Origin of the sequence: Actinoplanes subtropicus (assembly GCF_000721705.1) — a bacterium.
GTDB lineage: Bacteria > Actinomycetota > Actinomycetes > Mycobacteriales > Micromonosporaceae > Actinoplanes > Actinoplanes subtropicus.
Map to the genome: position 1 here is coordinate 286,758 of NZ_JOJL01000002.1, position 25,231 is coordinate 311,988.

At 71.8% G+C, this 25,231-nt stretch carries 17 protein-coding genes; 13 read left to right on the forward strand and 4 right to left on the reverse strand.

Annotated features, from left to right (window positions below):
• Window position 1 precedes the first annotated feature (1 nt).
• From IH26_RS0103300 to IH26_RS55420, 5 genes are read left to right on the forward strand one after another with little or no spacing between them, the layout of a single operon-like run.
• Complete coding sequence (locus IH26_RS0103300) at window positions 2-1,210, forward strand: hypothetical protein (RefSeq protein WP_030434597.1); 1,209 nt, start codon at window positions 2-4, stop codon at window positions 1,208-1,210.
• A gap of 1 nt (window position 1,211) precedes the next feature.
• Window positions 1,212-3,590, forward strand: a complete 2,379-nt coding sequence (locus IH26_RS55415; protein WP_051807387.1) for a GTPase-associated protein 1-related protein — start codon at window positions 1,212-1,214, stop codon at window positions 3,588-3,590.
• Window positions 3,591-3,606: 16 nt separating this feature from the next.
• Window positions 3,607-5,142: a TRAFAC clade GTPase domain-containing protein gene (locus IH26_RS0103310; RefSeq protein WP_030434599.1), complete on the forward strand. Its 1,536-nt coding sequence runs from the start codon at window positions 3,607-3,609 to the stop codon at window positions 5,140-5,142.
• Window positions 5,142-5,294: a hypothetical protein gene (locus IH26_RS59435; RefSeq protein ID WP_157437012.1), complete on the forward strand. Its 153-nt coding sequence runs from the start codon at window positions 5,142-5,144 to the stop codon at window positions 5,292-5,294. The genes IH26_RS0103310 and IH26_RS59435 overlap by 1 nt, the downstream gene beginning before the upstream one ends.
• A 3-nt stretch (window positions 5,295-5,297) precedes the next feature.
• Window positions 5,298-6,410, forward strand: coding sequence for a TerD family protein (locus IH26_RS55420; protein WP_030434600.1), 1,113 nt, complete (start codon window positions 5,298-5,300; stop codon window positions 6,408-6,410).
• Window positions 6,411-6,633: 223 nt separating this feature from the next.
• Here the strand turns inward: IH26_RS55420 and IH26_RS0103325 are convergent, their stop codons facing one another.
• Complete coding sequence (locus tag IH26_RS0103325) at window positions 6,634-7,782, reverse strand: TIGR03619 family F420-dependent LLM class oxidoreductase (protein WP_245664892.1); 1,149 nt, start codon at window positions 7,780-7,782, stop codon at window positions 6,634-6,636.
• Here IH26_RS0103325 and IH26_RS53050 point away from each other — a divergent pair.
• Complete coding sequence (locus IH26_RS53050) at window positions 7,700-12,454, forward strand: hypothetical protein (RefSeq protein ID WP_034213420.1); 4,755 nt, start codon at window positions 7,700-7,702, stop codon at window positions 12,452-12,454. The two genes, IH26_RS0103325 and IH26_RS53050, sit on opposite strands and share 83 nt — an antisense overlap.
• A 224-nt stretch (window positions 12,455-12,678) precedes the next feature.
• Here the strand turns inward: IH26_RS53050 and IH26_RS0103340 are convergent, their stop codons facing one another.
• Both IH26_RS0103340 and IH26_RS0103350 read right to left on the reverse strand, forming a co-directional pair.
• Window positions 12,679-14,469 (reverse strand): diguanylate cyclase domain-containing protein, encoded by a 1,791-nt coding sequence (locus tag IH26_RS0103340; RefSeq protein ID WP_245664893.1) that lies wholly within the window; start codon window positions 14,467-14,469, stop codon window positions 12,679-12,681.
• A gap of 478 nt (window positions 14,470-14,947) precedes the next feature.
• The gene (locus IH26_RS0103350; protein ID WP_051807389.1) at window positions 14,948-15,145 is read right to left on the reverse strand and encodes a hypothetical protein; all 198 of its coding nucleotides are present in this window, start codon (window positions 15,143-15,145) and stop codon (window positions 14,948-14,950) included.
• Window positions 15,146-16,184: 1,039 nt separating this feature from the next.
• Between IH26_RS0103350 and IH26_RS0103360 the strand changes: the two genes are divergently transcribed.
• The 7 genes from IH26_RS0103360 to IH26_RS0103390 all read left to right on the forward strand — a co-directional run bounded on the left by IH26_RS0103360 (window position 16,185) and on the right by IH26_RS0103390 (window position 24,629).
• On the forward strand, window positions 16,185-16,439 hold the full coding sequence (locus tag IH26_RS0103360; RefSeq protein WP_030434605.1) for a hypothetical protein: 255 nt from the start codon (window positions 16,185-16,187) through the stop codon (window positions 16,437-16,439).
• Window positions 16,440-16,557: 118 nt separating this feature from the next.
• Entirely contained in the window at window positions 16,558-16,971 is a 414-nt protein-coding gene (locus IH26_RS0103365) for an SRPBCC family protein (RefSeq protein ID WP_030434606.1), read from the forward strand.
• 390 nt (window positions 16,972-17,361) lie between these two features.
• Window positions 17,362-17,721, forward strand: a complete 360-nt coding sequence (locus IH26_RS61130; RefSeq protein WP_030434607.1) for a hypothetical protein — start codon at window positions 17,362-17,364, stop codon at window positions 17,719-17,721.
• Between the two features lie 123 nt (window positions 17,722-17,844).
• The gene (locus IH26_RS0103375) at window positions 17,845-20,697 is read left to right on the forward strand and encodes an ATP-binding protein (protein WP_030434608.1); all 2,853 of its coding nucleotides are present in this window, start codon (window positions 17,845-17,847) and stop codon (window positions 20,695-20,697) included.
• A 27-nt stretch (window positions 20,698-20,724) separates the two neighbouring features.
• Window positions 20,725-23,241, forward strand: a complete 2,517-nt coding sequence (locus IH26_RS0103380) for a caspase family protein (RefSeq protein ID WP_030434609.1) — start codon at window positions 20,725-20,727, stop codon at window positions 23,239-23,241.
• A 29-nt stretch (window positions 23,242-23,270) separates the two neighbouring features.
• A complete protein-coding gene (locus IH26_RS0103385) occupies window positions 23,271-23,495 on the forward strand; it encodes a hypothetical protein (protein ID WP_030434610.1) in 225 nt (74 codons plus the stop codon).
• Window positions 23,496-23,636: 141 nt separating this feature from the next.
• On the forward strand, window positions 23,637-24,629 hold the full coding sequence (locus tag IH26_RS0103390) for a hypothetical protein (RefSeq protein ID WP_030434611.1): 993 nt from the start codon (window positions 23,637-23,639) through the stop codon (window positions 24,627-24,629).
• A 7-nt stretch (window positions 24,630-24,636) separates the two neighbouring features.
• Here the strand turns inward: IH26_RS0103390 and IH26_RS0103395 are convergent, their stop codons facing one another.
• Window positions 24,637-25,170, reverse strand: a complete 534-nt coding sequence (locus tag IH26_RS0103395; protein ID WP_030434612.1) for a DUF6232 family protein — start codon at window positions 25,168-25,170, stop codon at window positions 24,637-24,639.
• Window positions 25,171-25,231 lie beyond the last annotated feature (61 nt).

The window sequence follows — 25,231 nt, forward strand, 5'->3', positions numbered from 1 at the left end:
CATGGGCGGCAAACTGACCTGTCCGTACTGCTACGAGAAATTCGCCGAGAAGGAGATCACCTTCCGCTGCGGCGGGCTGCGGGCGGCCGACGGAAAGCAGTGCCAGCCGGCCCGGGATCCGGTCCGGGAGCGGTTCAACGACACCTCGCCGGTGCCGCCCGAGGTGGCCGGGAACGGCCGCAAGCTCTCGGCCGTGTGCAAACAGTGCGGCAACTCGACCACGCTGCAGATCTGCCCGCACTGCCACAGCCAGCTGCCGGTGCACTACAGCAAGGTCGACAACCGCATGGTGGCGATGGTCGGCGCCAAGTTCAGCGGCAAGTCGGTCTACACCACCGTGCTGCTGCACGAGCTGATCCATCGGGTCGGCCGGCGCTTCGACGCCGCGGTCGTCGGCGCCGACGAACGGACCCGGCGCGAGTTCGGCAGCGACGAGCGCGCGCTCTACAACGACGGTTTCCTGCCGGCGACGACCCGGACCGCGGTGGCCGACCAGGGCCGGCAACCGTTCGTCTTCAAGCTGGTCCTGGGGGAGCGGCGGCGCTTCCACAGCACCCTGCGGCACACCGTGCTGTCCTTCTTCGACACCGCGGGTGAGGACCTGGAGAGCGACAAAGGCGTGGCCGAGAACGTCCGCTACCTCAGCGCGGCCGACGGCATCATCGTCCTGCTCGACCCGCTCACCATCCCAGGGGTGGTCGGCAGCCTGGGGCTCGACCCGAACGTCCTGCCGCCGCACGCCCGGCAGGCCACCAGCGGCGCGGACACCCCGATCAACATCCTCACCCGGGTCACCGAGGTGCTGCAGAAGATGCCCGGCGTCGGGCCGAACCGGGTCATCGACGTGCCGGTCGCGATCGCCTTCTCCAAGGTGGACGCGCTGTGGGACGCGCTCGGCGACGACAGCCCGCTACGGCAGCCCGCGCCCACCACGCCCTACTTCGACGAGCCGGACGGCGCCGCGATGCACGCGTACGTCCAGGCTCTGCTGCAGGACTGGGAGGGCGGGCAGATCGACCAGCTGCTGGCCAAGCACTACCGCCACTACCGCTACTTCGGCCTCTCGGCGCTCGGCGCGGTGCCGCCGGCCCTGCGACCCGGTCAGCAACGACAGCAGGTGGCCACCTCCGGCGTCCAGCCGCACCGGGTCGAGGACCCGTTCCTGTGGCTGCTCAGCCGGCTCAACGTCATCGAGAAGGGGGGAAGCTGAGATGGGCGCCGCGCAGATGTACTACACGTCGTGCGAGGCCGGGCTGGCCGGCTACCCGGGTTTCCAGTTCAACGCCGCCACGCCCGGCGTCGATCCGGTGGTGATGCGCCGGGTGGAGCAGGGCACGTCGTACGAGCCGCCCCGCTCGGCCGGTTATCAGCCCACCGCCGAGCAGATGGCGCGGTTCCCGGTGAACCTGTGTTATCTGCCGGGCGACGACGGCGAACCGGCCGTGCTGGCCAACACCGTCTTCATCGGTACGGACTATTCCCAGCGCTTCGGCAACTACTTCGTGCACGCGCTGAGCCTGCCGTCGATCGAGGACGACCTGGGCTCGGCCCTGCCGATCGACTTCTGGCGGGCCGGCTTCTGGGCGCGGACCGAGGCGGCGCGGACCGACCTGCCCGAGCTGGATCCCGTGCCGCCGTGCTCGTCGGGGCCGGCCGCGTCCGAGGAATTCCTCCAGATCGGCCCGGGCCGGCAGGGCCGGTTACCGCAGCTGCTGACCGCCGTCGAGCACTCGATGATCAAGGGGGAGCGCTCGGTGGTGATCGTCGAGGCGGACAGCGACCGGGTCGCCGGGTGGATCTCCGCGGTCAGCCACCTCCTGCCGCCGGCGATGAGCCGCCGGTTGTCCTTCTCGACCTACAGCTTCCGGCCCGGCCGCAGCGCCGAGCACGTGATCGGCACCGTTCCGGACACCGACTTCGTCGTCGACGACACCACACTGCGGGGCTACTTCCTGTTCGACTTCCCCGGGGACCACTTCACCCCGGTCGTGGCCCATCCGCTTGCCGAGATGCTGGCCGCGATGGACGTACGGGACGGGGCCGAGGTGTGGTCGCTGGCCGAGCCGTTGCGGTCCGGCGCCGAGCGGGGTTTCGACGACTGGTATCCGCTCGCCGCCGCCGGTGCCCTCCGCGCCGGGATCGGCGTGAGCGCCGGCGACGTCGCCGCGGTGGTCGGCTGGCTGGCCGGGAACGCGGCGCGGCTGCGGCCGATGCTCGCCTCCGAGCTGGTTCACCGGTGTTTCGACCACGCGGGACTGCGGGCCGACGGCGCCGCGGCCCTGGTCGGCATCGCGGCCGGGGCGGGCGACGACGACCTGCTGGCGACCGCGGAGGTGCGGGCGTTCGCCCTGCTCGTCGACGAGCTGCCCGACGCGGCGGCGCCCGCGGACGTGCCCCGGCCGGTGACCCCGGACGGCATCGCCCAGGCGACCGACCTGATCACCAGGCGGCTCGCCGGTTCGCCCCCTGGCCCGGCGGCGACCACAGTGCTCACCGTGGCGGTCCGGGCCGGCCTGCGGTTCGACCGGCCCACCCTCGAGCATTGGGGCCGCGAACTCCTGGCGCCGGCGCTGCTGGCGGGCACCGACGATCGGGTTCCCGGCCTGCTGGGCAGCCTGCCGCACTCGCGCCGGACGGTCCTGGAGTCGCTGAGCGCGGCGTTGCCCCGGCAGCGGCCGGCGGTCCTCGCCGCGACCGCGCGGCTGGCCGAGGTGGTGCGGGACGAGGAGCTCGTCTCGTACCCGGAGCTGCACCGGGCCATCCTGCTGGCGCGCGCGGCCGGCGAGCCGGAGGAGCGGGTGCCGACGCTCAAGCGGCTCGCCGCTTCCGGCCTCCCGGACGGCGAGATGCTGACCGCGCTGTGGCCGGGGGAGTGGACCGTCGCCGACGCCGCCGAGGTGGTGGCCGCCGTGCCGGGCGCCTACTGGAGGTCCCCGGCGATGGTCGCCCGCATCGACGCCGTGCTGCGGCGGACCGAGGCACCGCGCGGCGAGAGCGCCTGGGCGAACTACAAGGCGATCTGCGAGTTCGCGGGGACCCGCCCGGTGTCGGAGCACCTGTCGGACGAATCGCTCCGGCATGTCGGCGAGATGCGCCGCGCCCGCGCCGCGATCGCGAACCGGGCCCGGGCCAAGGGCAGCGAGCCGAGGAAGATCCTTCTCGACCTGGTCGCCCAGGCGAAGCAGGCGAAGGGGCCGGCTCGGCGATTTCTCGAGAGCTACCTCCCGCAGGCGCTCCTGAGGGTCGATGCGCTCGTGCTGGCCGACGTGTTGCCGCGCGCTCCCGAGCCGGTGCGAACCGAGTTCTGCCGGTTGGCCACCCAGGTGCTCCGGGCGAAGCAGCCCGATCTGGCCCTGGCCGGCGCGCTGTTCGAGATGCGCGCCGAGATGTCCGGCCGGGACCGGCTCGCGGCCGACTTCGACCAGGTCCTCGCCGAATCGGTGGCGCAGTGGCGGTCCCGGGACCTCGACCGGTTGGCGGAGTGGGTCGACAGCGGGCCGGTCAACGGCTCGTCCGGCTACTTCCGGAAGTGGCGCGAGGGCAACGCACGACGCGGCATCGGGCGGTTCCTGCCGCGCCGAAGAGGCTGAAGGAGAGGCGGATCCGGTGATCTATCTGTTCATCCTGCTGGTCTGGTACGCGCTGGTCGCCTCCGTCTTCGTGGTGATCAGCGTCCCGCTCGTGGTCGGATCGAGCGCGGTCTTCCTGGTCCTGCTGGTGTTCGTCTACATCCGGTCCAGCGGCTTGGCGCTGGGCGTGCTGGGCTCCGGCGACGCCTTCCCGGTCCGGGTGCCCGACCGCACCGGCGCCGGCGAGCCCGCCTACCGGCAGTACCTGTCGGGTCCGCTGGGCGACGACCTCAAGCAGATCTGGCGGATCTGCCGGCGCGACATGGGCTTGCAGGCCGGCAAGACCCGCGGCTGGCTCAAGGCCAACTTCTTCCGGTACGGGATGACCAACTACCGCCGTGCGGTCGGTGTTCTGCTCGGCGCGGGTCTCGTCGCGGGGTCGGGCATCGCCGCGGTCACACTGGCGGTGGTCGCGGCCGGCCTCGCGGTGACCTGGGCCGTGTTCTTCGTGCTGGCCAAGGGCCTCCTCTACCTGCTGCGCGGCCTCGACAGCGGGATGTCGCACCTGCGCGGCATCTCGCTCAGCTGCCCGACGTGCCACCACAAGGTGGTCTACCCCGAGTACGAGTGCCCCGGCTGCGGCGTCCACCACCGCGACGTCCGGCCCGGGAAGTACGGCGTGGTGCGCCGCATCTGCGCCTGTGGCCGCCGGTTGCCGACCCTGCTGGTGCTCGGCAGCCATCGGATGACCGCCTTCTGCCCGCACTGCCAGGCCCCGATGGCCGAGGGCGCGGGCACCGCCCGGGAGATCGTGGTGCCGATGGTCGGGGCCACCGCCGCCGGGAAGACGCGCATGATGCTGGCGCTGGCCACCACGATGGTCGAGGAGAGACCGCTGCCCCGGCTGACGACACAACCGGCCGACACGTACACCTCGGGCCGGCTGACCGAGCTGCAGACGGCGCTGCGGACCAAGGGCGACACCGACAAGACGCTGCCGGGCGACGCCATGCGCGGGATGTCGTTCAACCTCAACGGCGGCCGGGTGCGCCGCCTCCTGCACCTCTACGACCCGCCGGGCGAGCGGCTCAGCAGCTCCGCCCGCCTGCACGAGATGCGCTTCATGCGGATGGCCGACACGTTCGTCTTCGTGGTCGACCCGCTCGCGATCCCCGACGTCTGGCACTCGCTCGACGCCGCGACCCAGCAGCGCTACCAGCCGTTGCGTTCGGCCGAGCCGCCCGATTTCATCTTCTCCCAGGTGCTGCAGAACCTGGAGGGCATGGGCGTCGAACCGCGGCGGAAGGCGCTGGCGGTCGCGGTCACCAAGAGCGATCTCACCGCGGGCGTGCCGATCTGCGCGGGCGTCGGCAACACCACCGATGCCGTACGCGAGTGGCTGAGCGACCGCGTCGGCATGGACAACATGGTCCGCGCCATCGACAAGGCGTTCGGCGACGCGCACTACTTCCGGGTCACCACGAAGAGCGAACCCGCCGTCGGCGGCCGGCCGTTCGACACCGGTGTCAAGGACCTGCTGCTGTGGACCCTCAACCGTTACGGAGTGAACTGATGAATCCCTACGCACGCTGGCGTCAGGCGGTCTGGGTGGCCGGCGCCGTGGTCATCAGCGTATTCACCCTGGCGATCGTGCTCACCATGATGGCTGTGGTGATCGGCTGGTTCGTCGCCGGCGGCAGCACGTCGACCACGACCGGGTACTGATCGATGCGGGCGCTGACCGCGGTCCCGGACCACCGGCCGGCCGGACCGGTCGTCGAGGTCACCGGCGCGGACCGGCCGTTCGCCCTGTTGCTCGACGCCCGGGGCCGGGTCACCTCGGAGTTCGATCTGGTCTTCCCCGGCCTGCCGACCCACCCGTCCGGGGCCGCCCGGTGCGCGGGCACCTCGCTGCGCCTGACGCTGGACGCGGCCGGCGCCGGGATCCGGCGGATCGCGGTCGGCGTGCTGCGCGACCCGACGGCCGCGGCACTCGTCCGGCTCGACATCGACGGGACACCGTTCACCGCGGCGGCCGAACCGGGCGAGCCGATGGTCGTGCTGGCCGACTTCGTCCGGGACGCCGGCGGCAAGTGGCGCTACCGGCGGGCCGGCTACGGGCTGGCCTCCGGCGCGCGGCTGACCGCCCGCTTCCGAGCGGAGCCGGACGGCGCCCTGCAACGCCGGCTCGACACCTTCCTGGACGGGCTCGCCCCGGCCCCGATCGCGGCCACGGCCCGGCCGGCGTCCTCGCCCCGGCCGGCCGCCGGGCTGCTCGTCGGCCACGTCTCGCTCGACCGGGGAGAGGTCGCGGCCGTCCCTCGGACCGGCGAAGCCTTTCACGCGGCACTCAACTGGAACCGGCACAGCAAGGATCTCGACCTCTACGCGCTCTACATCGACCGCGACGGCCGATCGGGTGCCTGCTACTACCGCCACCTCGGTTCGCTCACCGCCCCGCCGTACGTATGCCTGACCTCCGGCGACCGCCGCGGCCGCGAGACGATCGAGGTCAGCCACGCCGGTCATCTCCGCTACGTGCTCATCTGCGCCTACTCCGCCCTGTCCAACGGCATCGGCTCGTTCGCCAGCTTCGGCGCCTTCGCCGAGATCGACAACGGCTCGGGCTCGGTGGTGCAGGTCCCGCTGCACCACCGCAACCGTTACTCGTACTGGGTGGCGATCGCCCTGGTCGACCTGAGCGCCGCGGACCGCATCGCCGTCCGCCACGTCGAGCGATACTCGGCCCGCCGCAGCGAGGCCCGCCCGGCCCTCTACCGCGACGGCACGTTCCAAATGGACGCCGGCCCGGTCGAATTCAAGACCGGCGGCTACGCCTGAGCCCACCCGCCACGAGCCGAGGCGGACAAAGCCGGCCCCCGCCGTACGCCGCGCGCCAGGCCCCGCCGGCTGTGCCGGACAGCGATGGTTGCCACCGCCGTGGGCTCAGCCGGACGATGAGGCCGCCGGCATGGACACAGGCCGCCGGGCTGACCGGCGCGCAGATGGCCAGCGTGGACGTGCCGGGTCCGGGCCCGGACGTGTTTTGGGCCGGCTGTGCGCCTCACCGAAGACCGGCTTGCCGGACGGCGGAGTACAGGCCTTCGGCGGCCTCGAGGAGCTCGGAGAGGTCGCGCGCGGCGGACGGCAGCGTGACGTATGTGTGGGTTACGCCCGCCGCGGTCAGCTCGGCGATCTGTTCGACCACGCGGGCGAGCCCGGCGCGGCTGAGAGCGGCGGGGTCGGCTACGCCGATCTGGTAGACGCAGCCGATCGCGGCTGGGTCGCGGCCATTCGCCTCGGCCATCTCGCGGAGGCGGGTCAGGGTTGCGGCGGTCTCCGCGGGCGCGACGGCGGCGGGCAGCCAACCGTCCGCGCGTTTCGCGATCCGGCGCAGCGCGGGTTCGCCGCGGCCGCCCAGCAGGATCGGGATGCGCCGGGCCGGCTTCGGGTTGATACGGGACGGCGCGATCCGGTAGCCGCCGTTGTCGAAAGCGACCGGGTCGGGTCCCCAGACGGCCGCAGCGATGTCGAGGAACTCGTCGAGCGCAGCGCCCCGATGGCCGTGCGGGCGCGGCGCCGTGGCGTTGAACTCGTCGATCGACCAGCCGGCTCCGAGCCCGGCGACCAGCCGGCCGCCGCTCGCGGCATCCAGCGCGGCAAGTGTCTTGGCCAGCCGGACGGGAAGGTGCAGCGGCGGCACGACGACGCCGGTGCCGAGTTCGACCCGTTCGGTGACGGCGGCGGCCAGGGCGAGCGTAATGAGCGGATCGGTGCAGCTGCCGTAGCGAGCCGGCCAGGGCGCATCGGGAATCTCGAACAGGCCGTGCGGGCCGCTCTGGTCCTCGGGCATCAGCAGCCGATCGTAGGCCCAGAGGCTGTCGAAACCGATACGTTCCGCCTCGCGTGCGAACACCGTGACGTCGTGGGCGAGGTCGTACGCGGTGGTCTGCGGCAGGTTGACACCGAGTCTCACAGCCACACCGTAGCCTTGCGGCCCCGCCCGGCGGCTGACAAACCGCGCCCCTCGATCGGCAGCCTCACGATCACCGACATATCGGCCATTCTCGTCCGGCGTCCCGTCGGATCTCGGATACCGCGCCGTTGAACTGCCGACGTAGCGTGATCTCGTGAGCACTCTGGACCACGACGTCGAGCCGGGCTCGGCCGTCAAGGCGACCGAGGCCGCGCCGCGCCCGGCGGTCGCCGCCACGCCCCTGATGCTGCTCCAGCAGTTCGCCGGCAATCGGGCGCTCGCGACGGTGGCCGCGGGCGCGCAGCAGCCGGTCCCGCCGATCGCCGTGCCGCGGCCGGCGCCGGCGTCGCTCTCCCTGGACGACCCGTCGTTCAACCCCACGACCCGGGCGCACGACCTGCTCCGGGCGATCGACTCCGAGCAGTACACGTACGCGATGAAGAGCTCGGGCGGCGCGCTCGGCGGCATGACCGAGGACGTCGAGGCCGAGCGCCGCAAGGTTGACTTCCCGGCCGTGGTGGCCGCGCTGGACGGGCTCACGGCCAGCCAGGTCAAACGGGTCGAGGAGGTCTTCTTCGACTTCGAGAAGATCACGACGCTGCGCGAGGATCTGTTCGGCGGTGGCCAGTCGAAACGCAAGGCCGACCTCACACCCGAGCAGGTGGCCCGGCTGGAGGCGCTGCTGCGAGGCACTCGGCCCGAGCCGATCCCGCCCGAGGTGATGGCCGAGCTGCGGACGTACCCGCCCGAGATAGCTGGGCCGCTCAAGGCCGACCTCGAGAAGCGGGCCGACGCGGAGCCGGCGCTGCACCGGCATCAGGCCGACGCCGTCGAGCTCTACCAGTTGCTCACCGGCGAGCTCGACGAGGCCCATGTGGAGCGGCTGATGGCGATGCATCGCCGGCCGATAGAGGAGATCCAGGCAGTCGATGCCCTCTACGAGAAGGAGCACGGGCCGGGCACGGTCGAGCTGATGCTCAACTTCCGCCTCGGCGGCCCGCAGCGGAGGCGGATGACCGAGCTGCGGAAGGGCCACTTCGCTCAGGCGGACGCCTGGGCCATCGAGGACAAGCGCCGCCGCATCGAGGAGCTGGCCAAGGAGGACGAGGAGCTCGCCGCGATCCCGGGTGGCCTCGGCGTGGCGTACGACGTGCTGGCCGGGAAGCGGCAGAAGGAGAAGCAGGCCCTCACCGCGGACATCCAGTCGATCCTGGAGGTCGGCAAGAAGGAGGCCCTCGCCGAGGCGGCGAACTATGGACGTGCCGCGGGCGAGGCGGTGGCCGAGCGTATGCGGGCCGTTCTCGGCACGCAGACCGGCGAGGGCGGCGGGACGCTCGACTCCGGGCTGCAGCGCACCCTGGCCAAGGAGGACGCGACGGTGCTGGCCGCGTCGACCGATCCGTGGAATTCCTCGGGCAGCTCCAATCTGGTCCGGGCGGCGGCCGCGCAGCTGGTCGCCGACGAGAAGTCCGGCGCGACGTCGGCCAAGAAAGTCATCGAGACGCTGAAGTCGTTCCGCGAGCTCGCCCAGCACGACCTGACCGCGCAGGCGTTCGACCCGCGGGTGCCGGTCGAGCAGAAGCTCGCGGTCAAGCGCGAGGGGGACGGGGCGATCACCCGGCTCGCCCAGCGCTACGTGGACGAGTACAAGGCCGAGTACACCAGGCTCGCCGGGGGCAAGGGGCGCAGCTACGACGAGATCGTCGCGAGCGCCGACAAGGCCGACGAACGTTATATCTCCGATCTCTCGTACGGCGGTGGGCGCACCTCCGACCTGGGCGAGCTCGAGCACGCCATGGGCAAGAAGGACGTCGACGCGGTCAAGGCGCTGCTGCGCAAGCAGCCGAGCCGGAAAGAGGTCGACGAGCTGGTCGCCGCGTACAACCGGCTCGGTGACGGGCGCGACCTGCGCAAGGACCTGTTCGGCACCGACTACACGGGCCGGGCGGCCACCCCCGAGCTCGCGCAGATCGGCAGCTCAATGCTGGTCCGCGGCGGCCTGGTGACCGGGCGGGACGCGGCGCAGGTCGCCGAGCAGCTCGTCAAGCCCACCGCGGCGGAGCTGGCGGGCGTGGCGGACGCGCACGCGGCCGAGGCACGATGGATTACCACGGGCGGCTTCACCGAGTACGACGTGACCATGGAGCATCGCGGGCTCACCGGGCGGGCGCGGGAGATCGGCGACGTCCCGGAGACCGAGCGGCTGCTGCAGCGCACCAGGAACGACCTCGCCGGGCTCGCTGTGCAGTTCAACGCCGAGAAGGACCCGGCGAGGCGGGAGCGGCTGGTCGCGGAGATGCGGCGGCTGCGGGCGACGCTGACCGGGGACGCCGACGCGTACGAGAAGGACAACGAGCGGGTGCTCGGCGAGATCCGGTCGGCGCTGAGCTTCGCGGTGTCCATCGCGCTGGCCGTGGCGATCCCGGGCGCGGGGGCGGGGATCATGGCGTTCCTGCAGACCACGGCCCTGAACATCGCCGCGAACGTGGCCTCGAACTTCGTGATCAAGATGGGCGACTACTCGCTCGACGACCTCAAGGCCGACGTCCTGGGTGGCGCGCTGGGCGCCGGCGGGGCGAAGTTCGGCGAGGCACTGATGGGCAAGGTCGCGTCGGCGGTGCTGCGGCCGGCGGCGGAGGCCACCACCGAGACCGCGAGCAAGCTCGGCGTGCAGACGGCGCTCGCCCACGAGGTGGGTGCGATCGCCGGCGCCGGCGAGAAGACGGTGATCGCGGTGGAGGAGTTCGAGGTGAAAGCCGCGACCCACGAGGTCACCGCCGTCATCACCAAGGAGTCCGCGAAGACGATGGTGATCACCGGGGCGAAGGAGGCCGGCGGCTTCTTCGGCGGCATCTACGCCCCCAAGGTGATGACCGGTGACTTCGGGCTCACCGTCGAAGAGGTGCTGAAGGCGCTCGCGGCCACGGCGGCCGGGAAGATGGCCCACCGCAACAAGCCCGGTGCGACGGAAGAGCAGAGCAGGCCGGCCGAGGAAGACAGGGCCGGACCCAGGCGCGAAGAGGAGACCACCGGGCCTGAGCGCGAAGAGGAGACCACCGGGCCGCGGCAGGAGGAAGTCGCCCTGCCGGTGAGCGCCGGGTTCCAGCCCGAGCCGGTCCCGCCGGCCGCCGACGTCTTCGGGCCCCGCTCGCCCAAGCAGATGCTGCTCGACAACGGCATCCCACCGAAGAGCGCGGAGGGTTTCCAGCAGGTCGCCGACGTCCTCAACGTCGTGCTCAAAGTACGCCCGACCAACACCGCCTCGCTGCCGGTGCTGGAGGCCGGCGGCGTCGCCAAGCCCGAGCTGATCAAGGCCAAGACCGTGAACCGGGTCGACCAGCTGATCGGGGCGCCCGCCGACGGCCTCGGCAAGGTCGGCTTCTTCGAGCCGAAGCTGCCCAGCCAGCAGATCCTCGACGCGATGACTCCGGACGCGCGGCAGGCCGTCCAGGAACGCTTCGCCCAACGCGCCGAGGAGCACGCGCACTACCAGGAGGAGTACGGCCGGCTCACCGAGGAGGGCATCCTGCGGGTGAAGGACGGCGTGCTGCAGATAGCCGACCCGCGCGAGGCCGGCGCGTTCAAGGATATCGGCGGCGACCACGACCTGTTCGAGATCACCGGGCCCGACGGCCGGCCGCTGGACAACGACGTGCGCCGCGGCGTGGTCGGCCTGCTGCGGTCGATGGGCATCAACGTCGAGCACGCCGACCACGTCAGCTGGGCGGTGGACAGCCCGGAATCGCACGACGTGGACGCGGACCGGGGCATCCGCGAGCGGCATGCGACGACCGAGCCGCTGGTGGCGTTCGTGCCGAAGAGCCAGCCGCGCGAGGTCATGGCCGGCGACGTGGTGACCGGCCCGGAGCGTACGGAAGGCGTGGGCGACCGCCACCTGCCCGCCGCCGAGGGCACGGTCGTCGACCCTGCGGCCGAACGCGGCGGATCCTCGATGGCCGGCCGCCGCCGCTCGGCAACGGCGCCGGATCCGGCGACCGAGGCGCAGAGCATCCGGATCGCGGCCCGCATGCTGGAGGTCCTGCGTCACCGGTGGGCGGGCGCCTCGCCGAACCAGCGTGCGGAGATGCTGGTAGAGGCGGTGCACGAGGACCTGGCGGGCGGCACCGGCCTTACCCGGCCGTCCGCGAGCGCGGTCAACGGCGAGACGTCGCAGTTCCGGTCGAACCGGTGGTCGATCGAGATCGGGCACGCCGCTCTCACCGCCGAGGCGCCCTCCATCGAGGAGTTCGCCGCGCTGTGCGACCACGTCCGGCACGAGATGGAACATGCGCTGATCGAGTTCCGGCTGGTCCGCCTGGAGGCGGGCAAAGGCGGGACGCCTCGCGAGCTGGCGAAGCGGTGGAAAGTCAGGAAAAACGTCGTCGAGGACGCAATCCGGGCCAACAGCAGTCCGGACACCGAGTCACTGAACGCCGCCACGCCCCTCGGGCAGCAGACGGCGAAGTTCTACGAACTGCTCCGTGGCGAGGGCAAGGACTTCTACCGCAAGACCGTCGACGCGGCGACCGAGGCAGCGGACAAGATCTTCGCCGCGAAGGAGGCCGCCGCCAAAAACGCCACTCCGGAGACCCAAAAGGCGCTCGCCGACGCCGAGAAGGCCGCCGAGGAGATCAGCGAGAGGTACCACAACCTTCCCGACGAGATCCAGGCGTCGCGGGCGGGCGAGCAGGTGCAGCGTGCGGTCGAGCGGCTCGGGGGCCTGGTCGGCCGGCTGGAGACCGCGTACCGGGACCTCGTGGCGAGAAGGGCAGATCTCGCGCAGGCGATCAGCGACGGCGCCGCGGGGGACGTCATCACGGGGCTGGCGGACGCCGTAGTGACATCCGAGAAGTTCTTCGCCGAAGCGACGGAGGCGGTGCGCCAGACCGGAGTCGATGTCGAGGAATAGGGGCCTGATCCGGATCTGCGGTCGCCGAGGGGTCCGCGTCGGGGAGCGTCGTGGCGCACGTCTGGTGCAAAGGGAATGGACCGAGCGCGCTGAGATACCGGTATGACGCTGGGCAAGACGAACAAGGTCTCGCTGTGGCGCCTCCTTGCGCCGTTGCTGGGGAATCCGCACCCCGTCGGAGCATCGGAAAACCGGACCCGCCGGACAGCGTTCCTGGCGCCGCGTCAGCTGGTTGACCGGTGCCGCCCAGCGGGGGACGAGGCGGCCAGCTGGGGCACGCTCGCCGAGTGGCCCCCGCCGGCTTTCTTGATCGTGTACATGGCGTGATCGGCGGCCCGCAGTACGTGGTCCGGGTTGTCGGCCGGGGTGGCCAGGTGCACCCCGATGCTGGCGCTGATCCGGACCGCGTCCGACCCGATCGGGAACGGTTCCTCGATCGCCCGGCGAAGGCGGCCGGCGAAGGCCTGCGCCTCGAAGTACCGCACCATTCCGGGCATCAGCACGACGAACTCGTCGCCGCCGACGCGGGCGAGCAGATCCTGGGACCGCAGATGCCCGACCAGGCGCTCGGCGACCTGACGGAGCAGGTCGTCACCCGCCTCGTGGCCGTACGTGTCATTGATCGGCTTGAAGCCGTCCAGGTCGATGAAGAGCACACCGACCGCCTGGTCGCGCAGCAACTCGCGGAGCTTCTCGTTCATGCAGCGGCGGTTCGGCAGAGCGGTCAGGGGGTCATGTTGTGCCTCATGGGCCAGACGGTCCTGCAGCGCGCGGCTGTCCGTGACGTCGCGGGCATTGATCACGACGCCGTTCAGGGACGGGTTGTGCAACTGGTTGGAGGCGGTGAACTCGACCCAGCGGAACGTACGGTCGGCCGCCAACACCCGGCACTGCCGCCTCAGCACCTGGTTCGCGTGGCTACGCAGCTCCTGGAACTCCGCCTTCAGCCGGGCGCGATCTTCGGAGTGCACGAGGTCGAAGACGCAGTTGCCCAGCAACAGGCGCACGTCGGTGCCGAGCAGGGCGCCGGCGCTCGGGCTGGCGTAGACGGCGTATCCGTTCTCGTCCAGCACCGCGACCAGGTCGGGGGCGTGCTGGAACAGCGTCTGGAACCGCTGCTCGGCGTGGCGGCGCTGTACCTGGATGCGGTAACCGAGCAGGGTCACCACGACGACGCCGAGCAGGAGCATGGCGAGCAGCGTGAGGTTCGTCGTCCGGTTCCGGCCGACGACCGGTCCGTCGAACGAGTCCTTGGTCTGGAACCGCACGTAGGCCCAGTTGCTGGGTGTGCCGCCGACCACCACGGCGATCATGTCGGTCCCGCCGGAGTGGTATTCGACGAACCCGTTCGCCCGGGCGGTGCCGAGGACCGCGGCGATCGCCGGGTCGACGCTGGAGCCCAAGCGGCCGGGATCGGTCGAGGCCGCGATCCGTCCATTGCCGTCGACCACCGAGGTCACCTCGCCCGGCACCCTGAGCCTCGCCGTGTACACCTGGAGTTGGGACGCCGCCAGCTCGGTGAAGCCGACCAACGCGCCCGCCAGACGACCGTCGACGCCGAGCGGCACGGCCACGGCCGACAGCAGCTTGCCGCCGGAGGTCAGCACCGCGGAGAAGCCGGGTTGACCGGCAAGCACCTGCCGCCGCATCGGCGCCCATCCCGGATCGCCGGCGGATGGCAGGCCGTCGTCCCGGCTTGCGGTCAGCAGCGTGCCGTCGGGCCGGATGAGCTCCGCGCCGTACTGGAAGAAGTCGGACGAACCGCTCAGCCTGCGCAACGCACTGCGGTCACTCAGATCCTGGGATCGGAGGTCGAATCTCGCCGTCCTGGCGAACTCGTCCAGTTCCCGCGCGGACAGCAGCTGAAGCCCTCCGGTGAGGGCCGCATTGTTGGCGCCCAGGACCCGCGAGTCGGACCGGTGCACCGCGTCGGCCGCCCGCAACGCCGAGCCGTTGACGAAGATGCCGACGGTGCCGATCGCGGTCAGCAGGAGGACACTGAGGCCAACGCCCACCCAGCTTGATAGTCGCACGTCCGGAATGCCTCCTCGTCACCACATTCAGGCGACCGGTGATGTCACTCCTCGTCGCGAATACTCATGGGTAACAGGCATGTAGGATGCCGTCAACTGCTGCGGAAGCAGCATCAACGCCATGATCTGAGATGACTGCGGAGCGTGATTGTGATCTTGGAATGACGGCCGAGTCGACCCTTTTCCGTCGTTCGCCGGAATGCGCGGTCACCGTCACCCGCAGGCCGCGGCTGCGGTGGCCGAGATGGTGAGCCAAGTCCCGGCGGGCGTGCCCGGCATGACCACCGCCGACATCGGCCTCCACCGGCCGGGGGTTCCAACGACGCGTGACCGGATCGCCGACCACGGCTCCGCATCACTGCCGCCACTGACGACGGCGAATCTGGGTACGTGATCTTGGTCGGTCAGGAGTGCTGACCGGGAACAGGTTGGCTCGGGCGTGGCGCGCCCTCTCGGCTGGTCAGTAGTGTGCGAGTACCTGCTCGACGGGGCGGCCGAGGAGGCTGGCTACCTGACTGAGCTCTTCGGTGTCGAAGTCATGTTTGACCCAGGTTCCGTTCATGGCGCTCACCTCGAAGCGGGCGAAGCCGATCGGGTTCTCGAAACGCAAGCGGTTGAGGCCGACGGCGGCGTTGCAGCAGGGAACTCGCACGTCCAAGCGGTCAAACTCGTGCCGCCCGTACGAACCAAGTCTCCGAACCGGTCCAGCGCGATATCGTCGCCTGAGCCGCGAAGGTGGTCTTGCCGGAGCCGTCCGGTCCGTCGACGGCGACCCGAAGGCACGCGCCGCCCCAACGCACGGGAATCCGGCGCGCGACATGGCCGACGACATAGTGTCGTCGCACTGAACTTGGCACCGACTCAGGATGCCAGGTCACGCAAACGTGAAGCGGACGGCACGACGTGAGGGCATCGCGCACCGGATCGCGGCAAATCCGGACACCTCCGGCTGCCTTTGCTCTGCTCACTTGTACGCACCGAAATCGAACGCCCGCTCGATTTCGGTGCGTACAAGTGAGCAGAGCAAAGCCGCAGGGAAAGGGAGCTGCGGTCGCGTTCGGCCGGCCAACAGCGGTATGCGGCCGGACGCCCGCACATCGGCCATGTCCGTGAGTCGCGCTGCCACCAGCCCGTCACGTTCCGTCGCGATCTGTTCGCGGCTATTGGGTGTTCTCGCCGCCGCGGGCTCCCGGCCTCGGTTTCTTTGCCGGCGAGTTGCTTCGCCGCGCCGATGGGGCGCCGTATCCGTATCCGGCCGTCGCCCGGGCACGCGTGAGCAGCGGGCGGGTGGGCTGGTGTTACCTCACGGCCGGGCGGATGTGGATTGCGCAGGGCTCTGCGGGCCGTACGAGTCGGCGGTAGCGGTTCCCGGCCTGCTGCGGGCGCTGCGCTCGGCCGACCAGGTGGAACGTGCACACGCTGAGGATGAACTGGGCAACCGACGACTGGTACACGCCCTTCTACGTCGACGTCGTGATCAACCATCAGAAACGGCTTTGGCTGCTCCACCTCGGCGTCACTGACTGACACCGCGCCACCCGCGCGCCCGGCCGTAGCCTCAGGACCCGGACCAGTTGGTCCGGGTCTGTTCGCCGTGCTGCTGATCCGCATGGTCCTGCTGGACGAGGCGCCCCCGCGCACGGGCTGATCGAGACCGGCCGTACGCGCAGCAAAGTCGTGCTGACTACCCTGGTGCGGTGACTGATCTCGACGAGCACACCGCGCAGCCCGACCTCATCGCCACCCACTACCTGACCAGCATCGACGAGGTGACCGAGCACCTGCGGGCGGCCAACCAGCTCGGCCTGGGCGTCCGGCTGCGCAGCTACCTCGAGGCCGACGAGGAGGGCGAGGCGCTGGTCGAACACTGGGAGGTGGAGCTGCTGACCTCATCCCCACTGGTCGACGCAGAGACCGAGGCCGAGCAGGAGCCCGTGGCCGACGCCAGCTGAAGAAACACAGCCCCGGGCCGGCGAAAGGGGCATGCGGACGCGGCCAACGGTTGGGCAACAGGGCCCGATAAGCTGTTGCCGCCGACATTCCCGCTATACGAAGGGGAACGCGTCAGCCATGGCCACGGTCTGTATCGAGACCATCATCGACGTTCCGGCGCAGCAGGTGTGGGACGTTGTTGCCGACGTCGGAGCGGTACACCATCGGCTGCTGCCGGCCCGGGTGGCCGCTGCCCGGATCGAGGGCGACGTCCGCATTCTGACCATGCCGGACGGTGCTCAGGTACGCGAGCTGATCCTGGCGGTTGACCACGCCATTCGCAGGATGGCCTACGCGGTCATCGAAGGGCAACGACTGCCGCTGACTTATCACCACGCGGCGTTCCAGGTGTTCGAGGAGGGCGATCGCAGTCGGCTCGTCTGGCTGACTGATGTTCTTCCTCATGCCATGGCCGATGTGGTGAAGGGCCGCGTCGAGCGTGGAATCCAGGAAATCAAAGAGACCCTGGAACTGAGCACAGCGGAACAATAGGCAACGCACTCACATCGGAAATCAGTGCAACGCCAGGCCGTTGCGTCTGTTACCCACTGTGACCGCAGGTGCCGGCAAGGGGCCAGGCGGCGCGGGCCCTCGGTGGCCGAAATCGAGAGAAGCGCCGTCGAAGGCCATGCATCGCTCGCCGAACCGCCGGGCGCCGGCGGACGCCCGCCTCCTTCGCCAGCCGGGCTCGCCCGGTCGGCCAAGCAGTTCGCGGCAGAAGCGTTCCGCAGGAATAGGCCCAACCCTGATGTCAAGCATCGCCGCGATGAGAGTTGTGGGCCGCGGCGCCGTTGCCGGCATCGGCTGTTGGCGGTGAGGGCAGGATCCGCCGGGCGAGGCGGGTTACTGTGGGTCGTTGACAATCCGACGATGAGGCGGCAAATGATCAATGTCCAGGAGTTCGCGCGGCGGCTGAGCACTCTCGGGGCTGATGCGTTCACCAGCGACGACGTTGTGGACCTGGCGACCGCGGCCGATGTTCGCATCAGCCCTGACCTCGAGATCGACGCCGGTCTGGCGCAGCGCTTGCTCGACCAGATCTCGCCTGCCCTGCCGGTCACCGGGGCCCAGATCGCGGCGTCGCAGTGGCCGCCGCCGAAGTCTTCCCGTCCGGCGGCGCCTTCGGTGTCGTTCTCCAGCCCCGGCGCCGTCGACGCACCGGCTGATCAGCCGACCCGGCCCCGCCGTTCCGGGCCCGAGCGTGGCGGCCGGCGACCCGGCTCTCGACGAACCGGCAGGTAAAACTGTTCGGCAGTTCTGGCGGACAGGCCCATACATTCCGGGTAGGGGGCGGGTAGCTTCGGCAGTCCGGAACGGGGGTAGCCGGGAGCCGGGCCCGTCGAGTTTCAGTGCGGTGGTGGTCGGGTGCCCCGGGAAACGGCATTCATCGGCCGTACGGATCAGTTGGCTCTTCTCGGTCGCCGGCTCGAGCAGGTCCGGGGCGGACAGGCCTGCACCGTCCTGATCGGCGGCGAGGCGGGGATCGGGAAGAGCCGGCTGGTCAGCACGTTCGCCGGGGTGGCTCGGGCGGCGGGGGCGCACGTGCTGGCCGGCGCCTGCGAGGAGTACTTCGGGGACCCGATGCCGTACGGGCCGCTGCTCGAGGTGCTGGAGGCCTTCGGGCGGGAGTACGGGACGGCGCGGGCGAGAGAGCTGGGTGGCCCGGCGTACGAACGACTCACCGCCTTCTTCGACCTCGGCGGTGACCCGATCGGCTCCCCGCAGCAGGTGATCCTCGCCGTGCGGAAGATGCTGGACGCGATCGGGGCCGACGCGCCGACCGTGCTGATCCTGGAGGACCTGCACTGGGCCGACCCGTCCACCCTCGACATCGTGCGGCACCTCGGCCAGGCCGGCCCGGGGGACCGCCGCCTGCTGGTACTCGCCAGCTACCGGTCGACCGAGCTCGACCGTGGTGATCCGCTGTGGCAGTTGCTGGCCAACTCGGGCTTCCTACGGCGGGTCGAGCGGCTCGAACTGCCCCCGCTGAACCGGCGGGAGCTGCGTGAGCTGCTCAGCGCGGGGCGGCGCGGCCCGGTCGACCATGACCTGGCCGAGCGGTGCTTCGAGTGGTCCGACGGCATCCCGTTCTACGCCGAGCAGCTGATGGCCGCGGGTGCCCTGGAGAATCCGGAGGACGTCCGGCTGCCCGCCGACACCCGGTCGGTGGTGCTGGCCCGGCTCGGCGTGCTCAGCGAGGACGCGCTCAAGGTGCTGCGGGTGGCCGCGGTGGCCGGTCGCGCGATGAGCCGGCGGCTGCTGCGCGAGGTCGGCGAGTTCCCGCCGGACGTGCTGCGCGCCGCCGTGCAGGAGTGCTTCGACCGGCAGATGCTGGTGGCCGGGCCGGGGGAGGACGTCTACCGGTTCCGGCACGCGCTGCTGCGGGAGGCGGTCTACCAGACGACCGTACGGGACATCCAGGTCGACCTGCACCTCGCGATGGCCAGGGCGCTGGCCGCCGACTCCAGCCTGTGCCTGAGCGAGGGGTCGGCGGCCGCCGAGCTGGCCAGCCACTGGTACCACGCCGGCAGCCGGCCGGAGGCGCTCGCTTCGGCGGTCCAGGCCGGTGAGGTCGCCGTACGGCAGCTGGCCTTTCCCTCCGCCGAGGTGCAGTTCTCGCGGGCGCTCGCGGTGTGGCGGCAGGTGGAGGACCCGCAGCGGCGGGCCGGCCTGTCCCACGTCGACCTGCTGGTCCGGGCGGCCGACGCGGCCCGGTGGTCGGGCCACGTGGACCGGGCGGTGGCCCGGATCGAGGAGGCCGTCGCCGAGGCGCCGGCGGAGGCCGGCCTGCGGGAGCGGCTCGGCAGCTATCTGTGGGAGGCCGGCCGCGGGGTCGACGCGCAGGCCGCGTACCGGCGGGCGGTGGAGCTGCTGGACGGCCGGCCCACCTCGGCGGTCAAGGCTCGCAGCCTGTGCGGGCTGGCTCTCGGCCGGCTCCAGGCGGGACGCTACGCCGAGGGTGCGAACCTGGCGCAGGCGGCGCTCACCATGGCGCTGGCAGCCGGTGCGGTGCCGGAGCAGGGCCGGGCGCTCAACATCTCCGGGCTGGCTCTGGGCCTGCTGGGCGATCCGGAGGGCGAGGTCCGGCTGCGGCGGGCTGTCGAGATCGCGCGGGCCGCCGACCATCTCGAGGACCTGTTCCGGGCGTACGGCAACCTGGGTTTGATCTTGGAACATGCCGGTCGGCTGCAGGAAGCCGCCGCGGTGACCCGGGAGGGCCTGCGGACCGCACGGCAGCTCGATCTCGCGCACACCCGGCAGGGCGCGCTGCTGGCCGGCAACACCAGCGCCGCGCTCGTGCTGCTGGGCGAGTGGGACGAGGCCGAGGAGATCATCACCGAGGTGTCGCTGGACCGGCCGGTGCTGGAGAGCCTCTACCCGCGGCTCACGCTGGCCGAGATCAAGGTGGCGCGGGGCGAGTTCGACGAGGCCCGCGAGCTGCTCGATGCGATCGAGAGTGTCGAGTACGGCCGGGATCCGCGTTTTCTCGGTCCGTTGCACGCCGTCCGGGCCGAGCTCGCCCTCTGGGAGCGTGATGCCCGGGTGGTCGAGGAGGTGGCCGCGGGCGTGCGGGCCGTGCGGGCGGGGGAGAACACCCTCGAGCTGCTGCGCCTGTGTGCGCTGGGCATGCGGAGCGCGGCCGATCGCCAGGCGGTCCGCGACGGCGACGAGCTGGCCCGGCTGGCCCGGCGAGCCCGCGGCGAACCATCGTCCACCGAGGTGGGTCAGCTCCTTCTGCTCTGCCGGGCGGAGCGTCAGCGGATCCGGGGAACCGATCGGCCGTCGCTCTGGCGGGCGGTGGCGGACGGCTGGGAGGCGCTCGATCGGCCGTACCCAGCGGCCTACGCCCGATGGCGCCAGGCCGTCGCCGCCGGCGATCGGGACGAGGCCCGGGAGCCGTTGCGCGAGGCGTACCGGGCGGCTGGCCGGCTGCGGGCCGAACCGCTGCGGGCCGCGGTGGACCGGTCGGCCCGCCGGCTCCGCGTCGACCTGACCGAGCGCCCGGCCGCGGCGCCGCTGCCCTACGACCTGACCCAGGCCGAGTTCGACACCCTGGGCTTCCGCTACGAAGGCCTGGACCCCGGGGCGATCGCCGCCAAGCGCAAGGTGTCCAAGCGAACGGTCGAGACGCAGCTTCGCCGGGCGTACGCGAAATTGGAAGTGCACAGCGCGGCCGAGGCGATCACGAAAGCCCGCCGGGAGGGCCTCTTCGGGTGACCTCGCCGGTGTCCGTCAGAGAGGGGCATGACGCGAAAAGCCCTCCTGATCGGCGCGCAGACCAACGGCCTGGGCGGCGTTCTCCACGATGTCGAGGCGATGGCCGGCGCGCTGGAACCGCGCGGCTTCACGGTGCGGCGGCTCAGCACACCGGACGCGACCCGGGCGGCGGTGCTCGACGCGTACGAGAAGGTCATCGCCGACGCGCGGCCGGACGACGCCCTCGTGCTCTACTACAGCGGCCACGGCGGCCGCCTGCCCGCGCCGGACGGCCCGGACCTGCAGTTCATCGTCCCCGACGACTACAACGACTCGAGCGACGGCGACTTCCGGGGCATCACCGGCGTCGAGCTGTCCGTCCTGCTGGCCCGCCTGACCGACAGGACCCGCAACGTCACCGTGATCCTGGACTGCTGCCATGCCGCCCACATGTCGCGCGATGTGAGCCTGCGCCTCAAGACGTTGCTGCGAACGGCCCCCGCGCACTGGCAGCCGACCTACGAGGCGGTCCAGGCGCACCTGGCCGAGCTGGCCGCGGCCGGTCTCGAGGTGGACCGGCGGTCGCTGGTCAGCAACCCGTACGCGGTGCGCGTGGTGGCCTGCTCGCCCACCGAGTCGGCGTGGGAGGGCGCCAACCGGGACGGCGTCCGGATGGGCCTGCTGACCGACGCGCTCTCCCGGGCGCTGCGCGACAACCGGCCGGCCCGGGTCAACTGGGCGACGATGCTGGAGGCGGTCCGGCGGTCCGTGCAGGAGCTCGCGCCGGCCCAGCGCCCGGAGGCCGAGGGGCCGTCGACCCGGGAGCCGTTCGAGCCGACCGACCTCGACCCGCTCGCCGGCCTGCCGCTCGTGCCGGCCGAGCCGGACTACGTCGAGGTGCTCGGCGCGCCGCTGCTCGGGGTGGAGCTGGGCGACGAGTTCGCCATCATGCCGAGCGGCGCCGGCGGACCGCAGGACGGCCCGGCCATCGGTACCGCGACGGTCGACCGGATCCTGCCGACCTCGGCTCTCGCCCGCTTGCGACTCCCGTCCGGCGACGCGAAGGTGCCGGTCGACGCCCGCGCCCACCGGACGCATGCGGCGGCGCCGGCGCTGCCGGTCCGGCTGCCGGCCGATCACCCGGTGGCGGCGTCGCTGGCCGGCGCGCTGGCGTTGCGGGCGCTCGTGGTTCCGGCGCCGGCGGGCGAGCCGGCACCGGTCGAGGTGATCGTCGACGCCCGGGACGGGCTGGTGGTGCGGGACAGCATCGGGCCGTTGCACCAGCCGTATCCGGCCACGCCGCTGGGCATCAGCTCGATCGCCGACAACCTGCAACGCATCGCCCAGGCGACCACGCTGCGCCGGCTCGGCGGGGATCCGGCCCGGCCGCTGGCACACGACGTGACCGTCGAGTGGGGCCGGGTGCGCGACGGCCGGGCCGAACCGTTGCCGGCGTCGGGGGCACTGCTTTTCGCGTACGAGGGGGAGCGGGTCTACTTCCGGCTGACCAATCTCGGCGAGCAGACGAGGTACGTGTCCCTCGTCGACATCGGCGTGGCGTACCGGGTCGCCGTGCTCACCGCGGCGGACCCCGGCGGCGTCCGGCTCGAGAAGGGCGCGTCGTACACGTACGGCTGGGATGACGTCGCCCGGCGCCTGACCGGGGTGGAGATGAAGTGGCCGGAGGGGGTGGACACCACCTACGCCCGGCCGGAGACGGTGCTGGCCCTGATCAGCGACGGCCCGGTCGACGTGTCGGTGCTGCAGCAGCGGACGGTCCGGGCGGCCCGTAAGCTCACCGCCCGCCCCGGGCTGGAGAGCCTGCTGGCGCAGATCGCGACCGGGACCACCCGCGACATCAGCGACCCGCCGGCCGAACAGGTCCGGTACGCCGTCGAGCCGATCGACTTCACGGTCAGCCCCAACCGGCCGCCGGCCGTCGAGCGGGCGGCGTTCCTGGTCGACGACCGCCCGGCCGAGCCGGTCCGCCTGTTGTCGGCGCGCGGCCCGGCCCCGGGTGCGGTCGCCGTCCGCATCGACGAGCTGGTCGTGCACCGGAACCGCGCCCTCGGCGGCGCCGACATCCGGATCGACACGCTGGTGCTCACCGGGGGGACGGGCGACCGGCCGGCGTACCGCGCCGAGACGATGCGGTTCAGCAACATCCGCGACGGCGACCGGCTGCCGCTCGAGCGCGCGCTGATCTACCACGGCCCGGCCGCCGACTTCCTCGACATCGCCATCTGGGTGTCCCGGGACACCACCGGCGCCCAGGCCCTCGGCACGCTGCTGGAGCACAAGCTGACCAGCCCGGTCGTCCAGCTGGCCGAGGCGCAGGTGGCCGGCCTGGTGCTCGGCGCGCCGCACGCGGCGGCCGCCGTGGCCGTGGCGGGCGCGACCGCCGTGCTCGTCAACGCCGGCTACGAGCTGCTCACCGGCGTGGTGGGCCCGAGCATCGGGCTCTACCGGACGTCCCTGCTGGCCCAGGAGGGGTTCGGCGTCGGCCGGCACGAGCGGCACCCCCAGGACTTTTCCTTCGCGTACTCGATCGAAGCGGTGGACTGACCACCGCTCCTGCCCAGAAAGGTGCCGGAATGGCCAAGAAAATCATCATCGGACAGTCGGAGTGGACCATCAAGGACGCCGATGCCGAGGCGGTCGTCAGCAAGCTGCGGGACGCGCTGACCCAGCGGGCGACGGTCGAACTGCCGCTGGCCGACGCCGAGGGCCGGGCGGTGAGCGTGTTCGTCAACGGCGCCACGGTGCCCAGCCTGGTGCTCGACCTGGACGAGGGCCCACGCCCCAGCGAGATGTCGTAGCGAACCGGCGACCAGGGCCGGGCTCCGCAGTGGAGCCCGGCCCGTACGTATCCGGCGCCGGTTCGCGGGCCTCGTACGTAATCGGCGGTATCTCTTCCGGCGGCTCTGCCCGTCCGTCGGCCGCGCCACGAACCTGATGCCATGGCCGAGAACTCCTCGATCCGAAGCCTGGCCGAGGCCGGGCACCTCGCGCACCACTACCGGGCGGCGTCGCCGGCGGAACGGCGGGCGCTTCGCGCGGCCGCGGCCGAGATCGCCGGCCGCATCGTCTTCCACCGGGTCACCCGGCCGATGGAGCACCGGCGGCGGCACCGGGCCTGCGCCTCGGGCGTGCGCCACCTGGAGCCCGACTGCCTGGACCGCTACCACGACGACGTCGACGGCGTCCTCGACGACCTGTTCGCCCACGCCGACCGGCCGATCGCGAACCTCGAGGGCTGGATCACCGCGCGGCTGCGCCGGTCCACCGTGGACGCCCATCGCCGTCGCCGCGGCGAACGTGGTGCGCAGCAACGCCCGCGGCCGCCGGCCTGGCTCATCGCCGAGCTCGGCGGCGACCCGTGGCGGGTCGAGCTGGCCCGGGCGATCCTCGAGTGGGTCGGGGTCGAGGCGACGGCCGGCCGCTCGATCTGGCCGCTGACCGCCTGGACCGAGCGGCGGATCGCGGTCACCGGGGAGCACGACGCCGGCGAGGCCGCCGTGGCGGCCGAGGTGGAGGCTGTCCTGGCGACCATGCGCCGGCGCCGCGGCTGGTACGAGAAGAACGTGGAGCGGCCGCTCGGCCGCAAGGAGGCGGCGGTCTGGTTCCCGGCCGGTGCCGACGACGGCGAGCCGGAACCGCTGGCCCTGGTGCCGCCCTACGAGCGGGACGACGCCGAGCTGCGGGCGCTGGCGGCCCGGGCGATCGAGCTGATCGCGGCCCGGCTGGCCCGCGACGAGAAGGCGGCCGACGTGGTGCCCGAGGTGCTGGCCGCCGTGTTCGGGGAGTTGCCGGCGGCGCACGGGCTGGACCGGGTGCCGGGCGCCGACCGGGGCGGGCCGGAGGAGGTGGTCGCGCTCATCGCCGAGCCGGCCCGCCTGCGCCGCGTCATCGCGACGGTCGTCCGCCTCCTGGGCGGCCGTGCCGAGCCCTGATGCGTCCTCAGTTCGAGCCTTCGAAGATCTTCTTGTCGCCGAGGACCTTGTCCCCGCCGACCTTGTCGCCGTACACGAACTCGAGGTTGTCCACCCGGACCTCGAACTCCGCGGCCGGATTGTCGATCGCGTCGGTGACCTGCATGGTCAGCTCGTCGATCTGCGCCTTGTCCGTGCTCACCACGGCGGCCTCCTCGCTGCCGGCCATGGCGACGCGCAGCACGTACACCCGGGGCAGCCGCAGCAGGCGGACGAGCCCGGCGAGGTGGAACACCAGGAGGCCGCCGACGATCGGCCAGAACACCACCCAGGCGGCGGTGGGCAGCGCCCGGCCGAGCTTGGCCATGGCGATCGCGCCGAGGACGGCGAACATGATGGTGGCGCCGGCGCGGCGGCCGAAGTCCACGAAGATCGGCAAGCGTTTCAGCCGCAGCTGGACCGGATGGATCCGGACCACGTGCGACAGCGGGTAGGCCTCCGATCCGACCCACAGGATCCGCCGACTGATCCGGACCCGGACGGCCGTGCGCTTGACCTTCATGACCCAGCCCCCCTCGGGACTCGACAGTGACCACCGTCGTGATCTGACGGACAGGATCCCG

Coding starts and splice junctions, on each gene's coding strand:
- IH26_RS0103385 (WP_030434610.1), top strand. CDS start 23,271: ATGGCCAAGAAAATCATCATCGGACAGTCGGAGTGGACCATCAAGGAC.
- IH26_RS61130 (WP_030434607.1), top strand. CDS start 17,362: ATGATCAATGTCCAGGAGTTCGCGCGGCGGCTGAGCACTCTCGGGGCT.
- IH26_RS55415 (WP_051807387.1), top strand. CDS start 1,212: ATGGGCGCCGCGCAGATGTACTACACGTCGTGCGAGGCCGGGCTGGCC.
- IH26_RS0103380 (WP_030434609.1), top strand. CDS start 20,725: ATGACGCGAAAAGCCCTCCTGATCGGCGCGCAGACCAACGGCCTGGGC.
- IH26_RS55420 (WP_030434600.1), top strand. CDS start 5,298: ATGCGGGCGCTGACCGCGGTCCCGGACCACCGGCCGGCCGGACCGGTC.
- IH26_RS0103300 (WP_030434597.1), top strand. CDS start 2: ATGGGCGGCAAACTGACCTGTCCGTACTGCTACGAGAAATTCGCCGAG.
- IH26_RS0103390 (WP_030434611.1), top strand. CDS start 23,637: ATGGCCGAGAACTCCTCGATCCGAAGCCTGGCCGAGGCCGGGCACCTC.
- IH26_RS0103395 (WP_030434612.1), bottom strand. CDS start 25,170: ATGAAGGTCAAGCGCACGGCCGTCCGGGTCCGGATCAGTCGGCGGATC.
- IH26_RS0103365 (WP_030434606.1), top strand. CDS start 16,558: ATGGCCACGGTCTGTATCGAGACCATCATCGACGTTCCGGCGCAGCAG.
- IH26_RS59435 (WP_157437012.1), top strand. CDS start 5,142: ATGAATCCCTACGCACGCTGGCGTCAGGCGGTCTGGGTGGCCGGCGCC.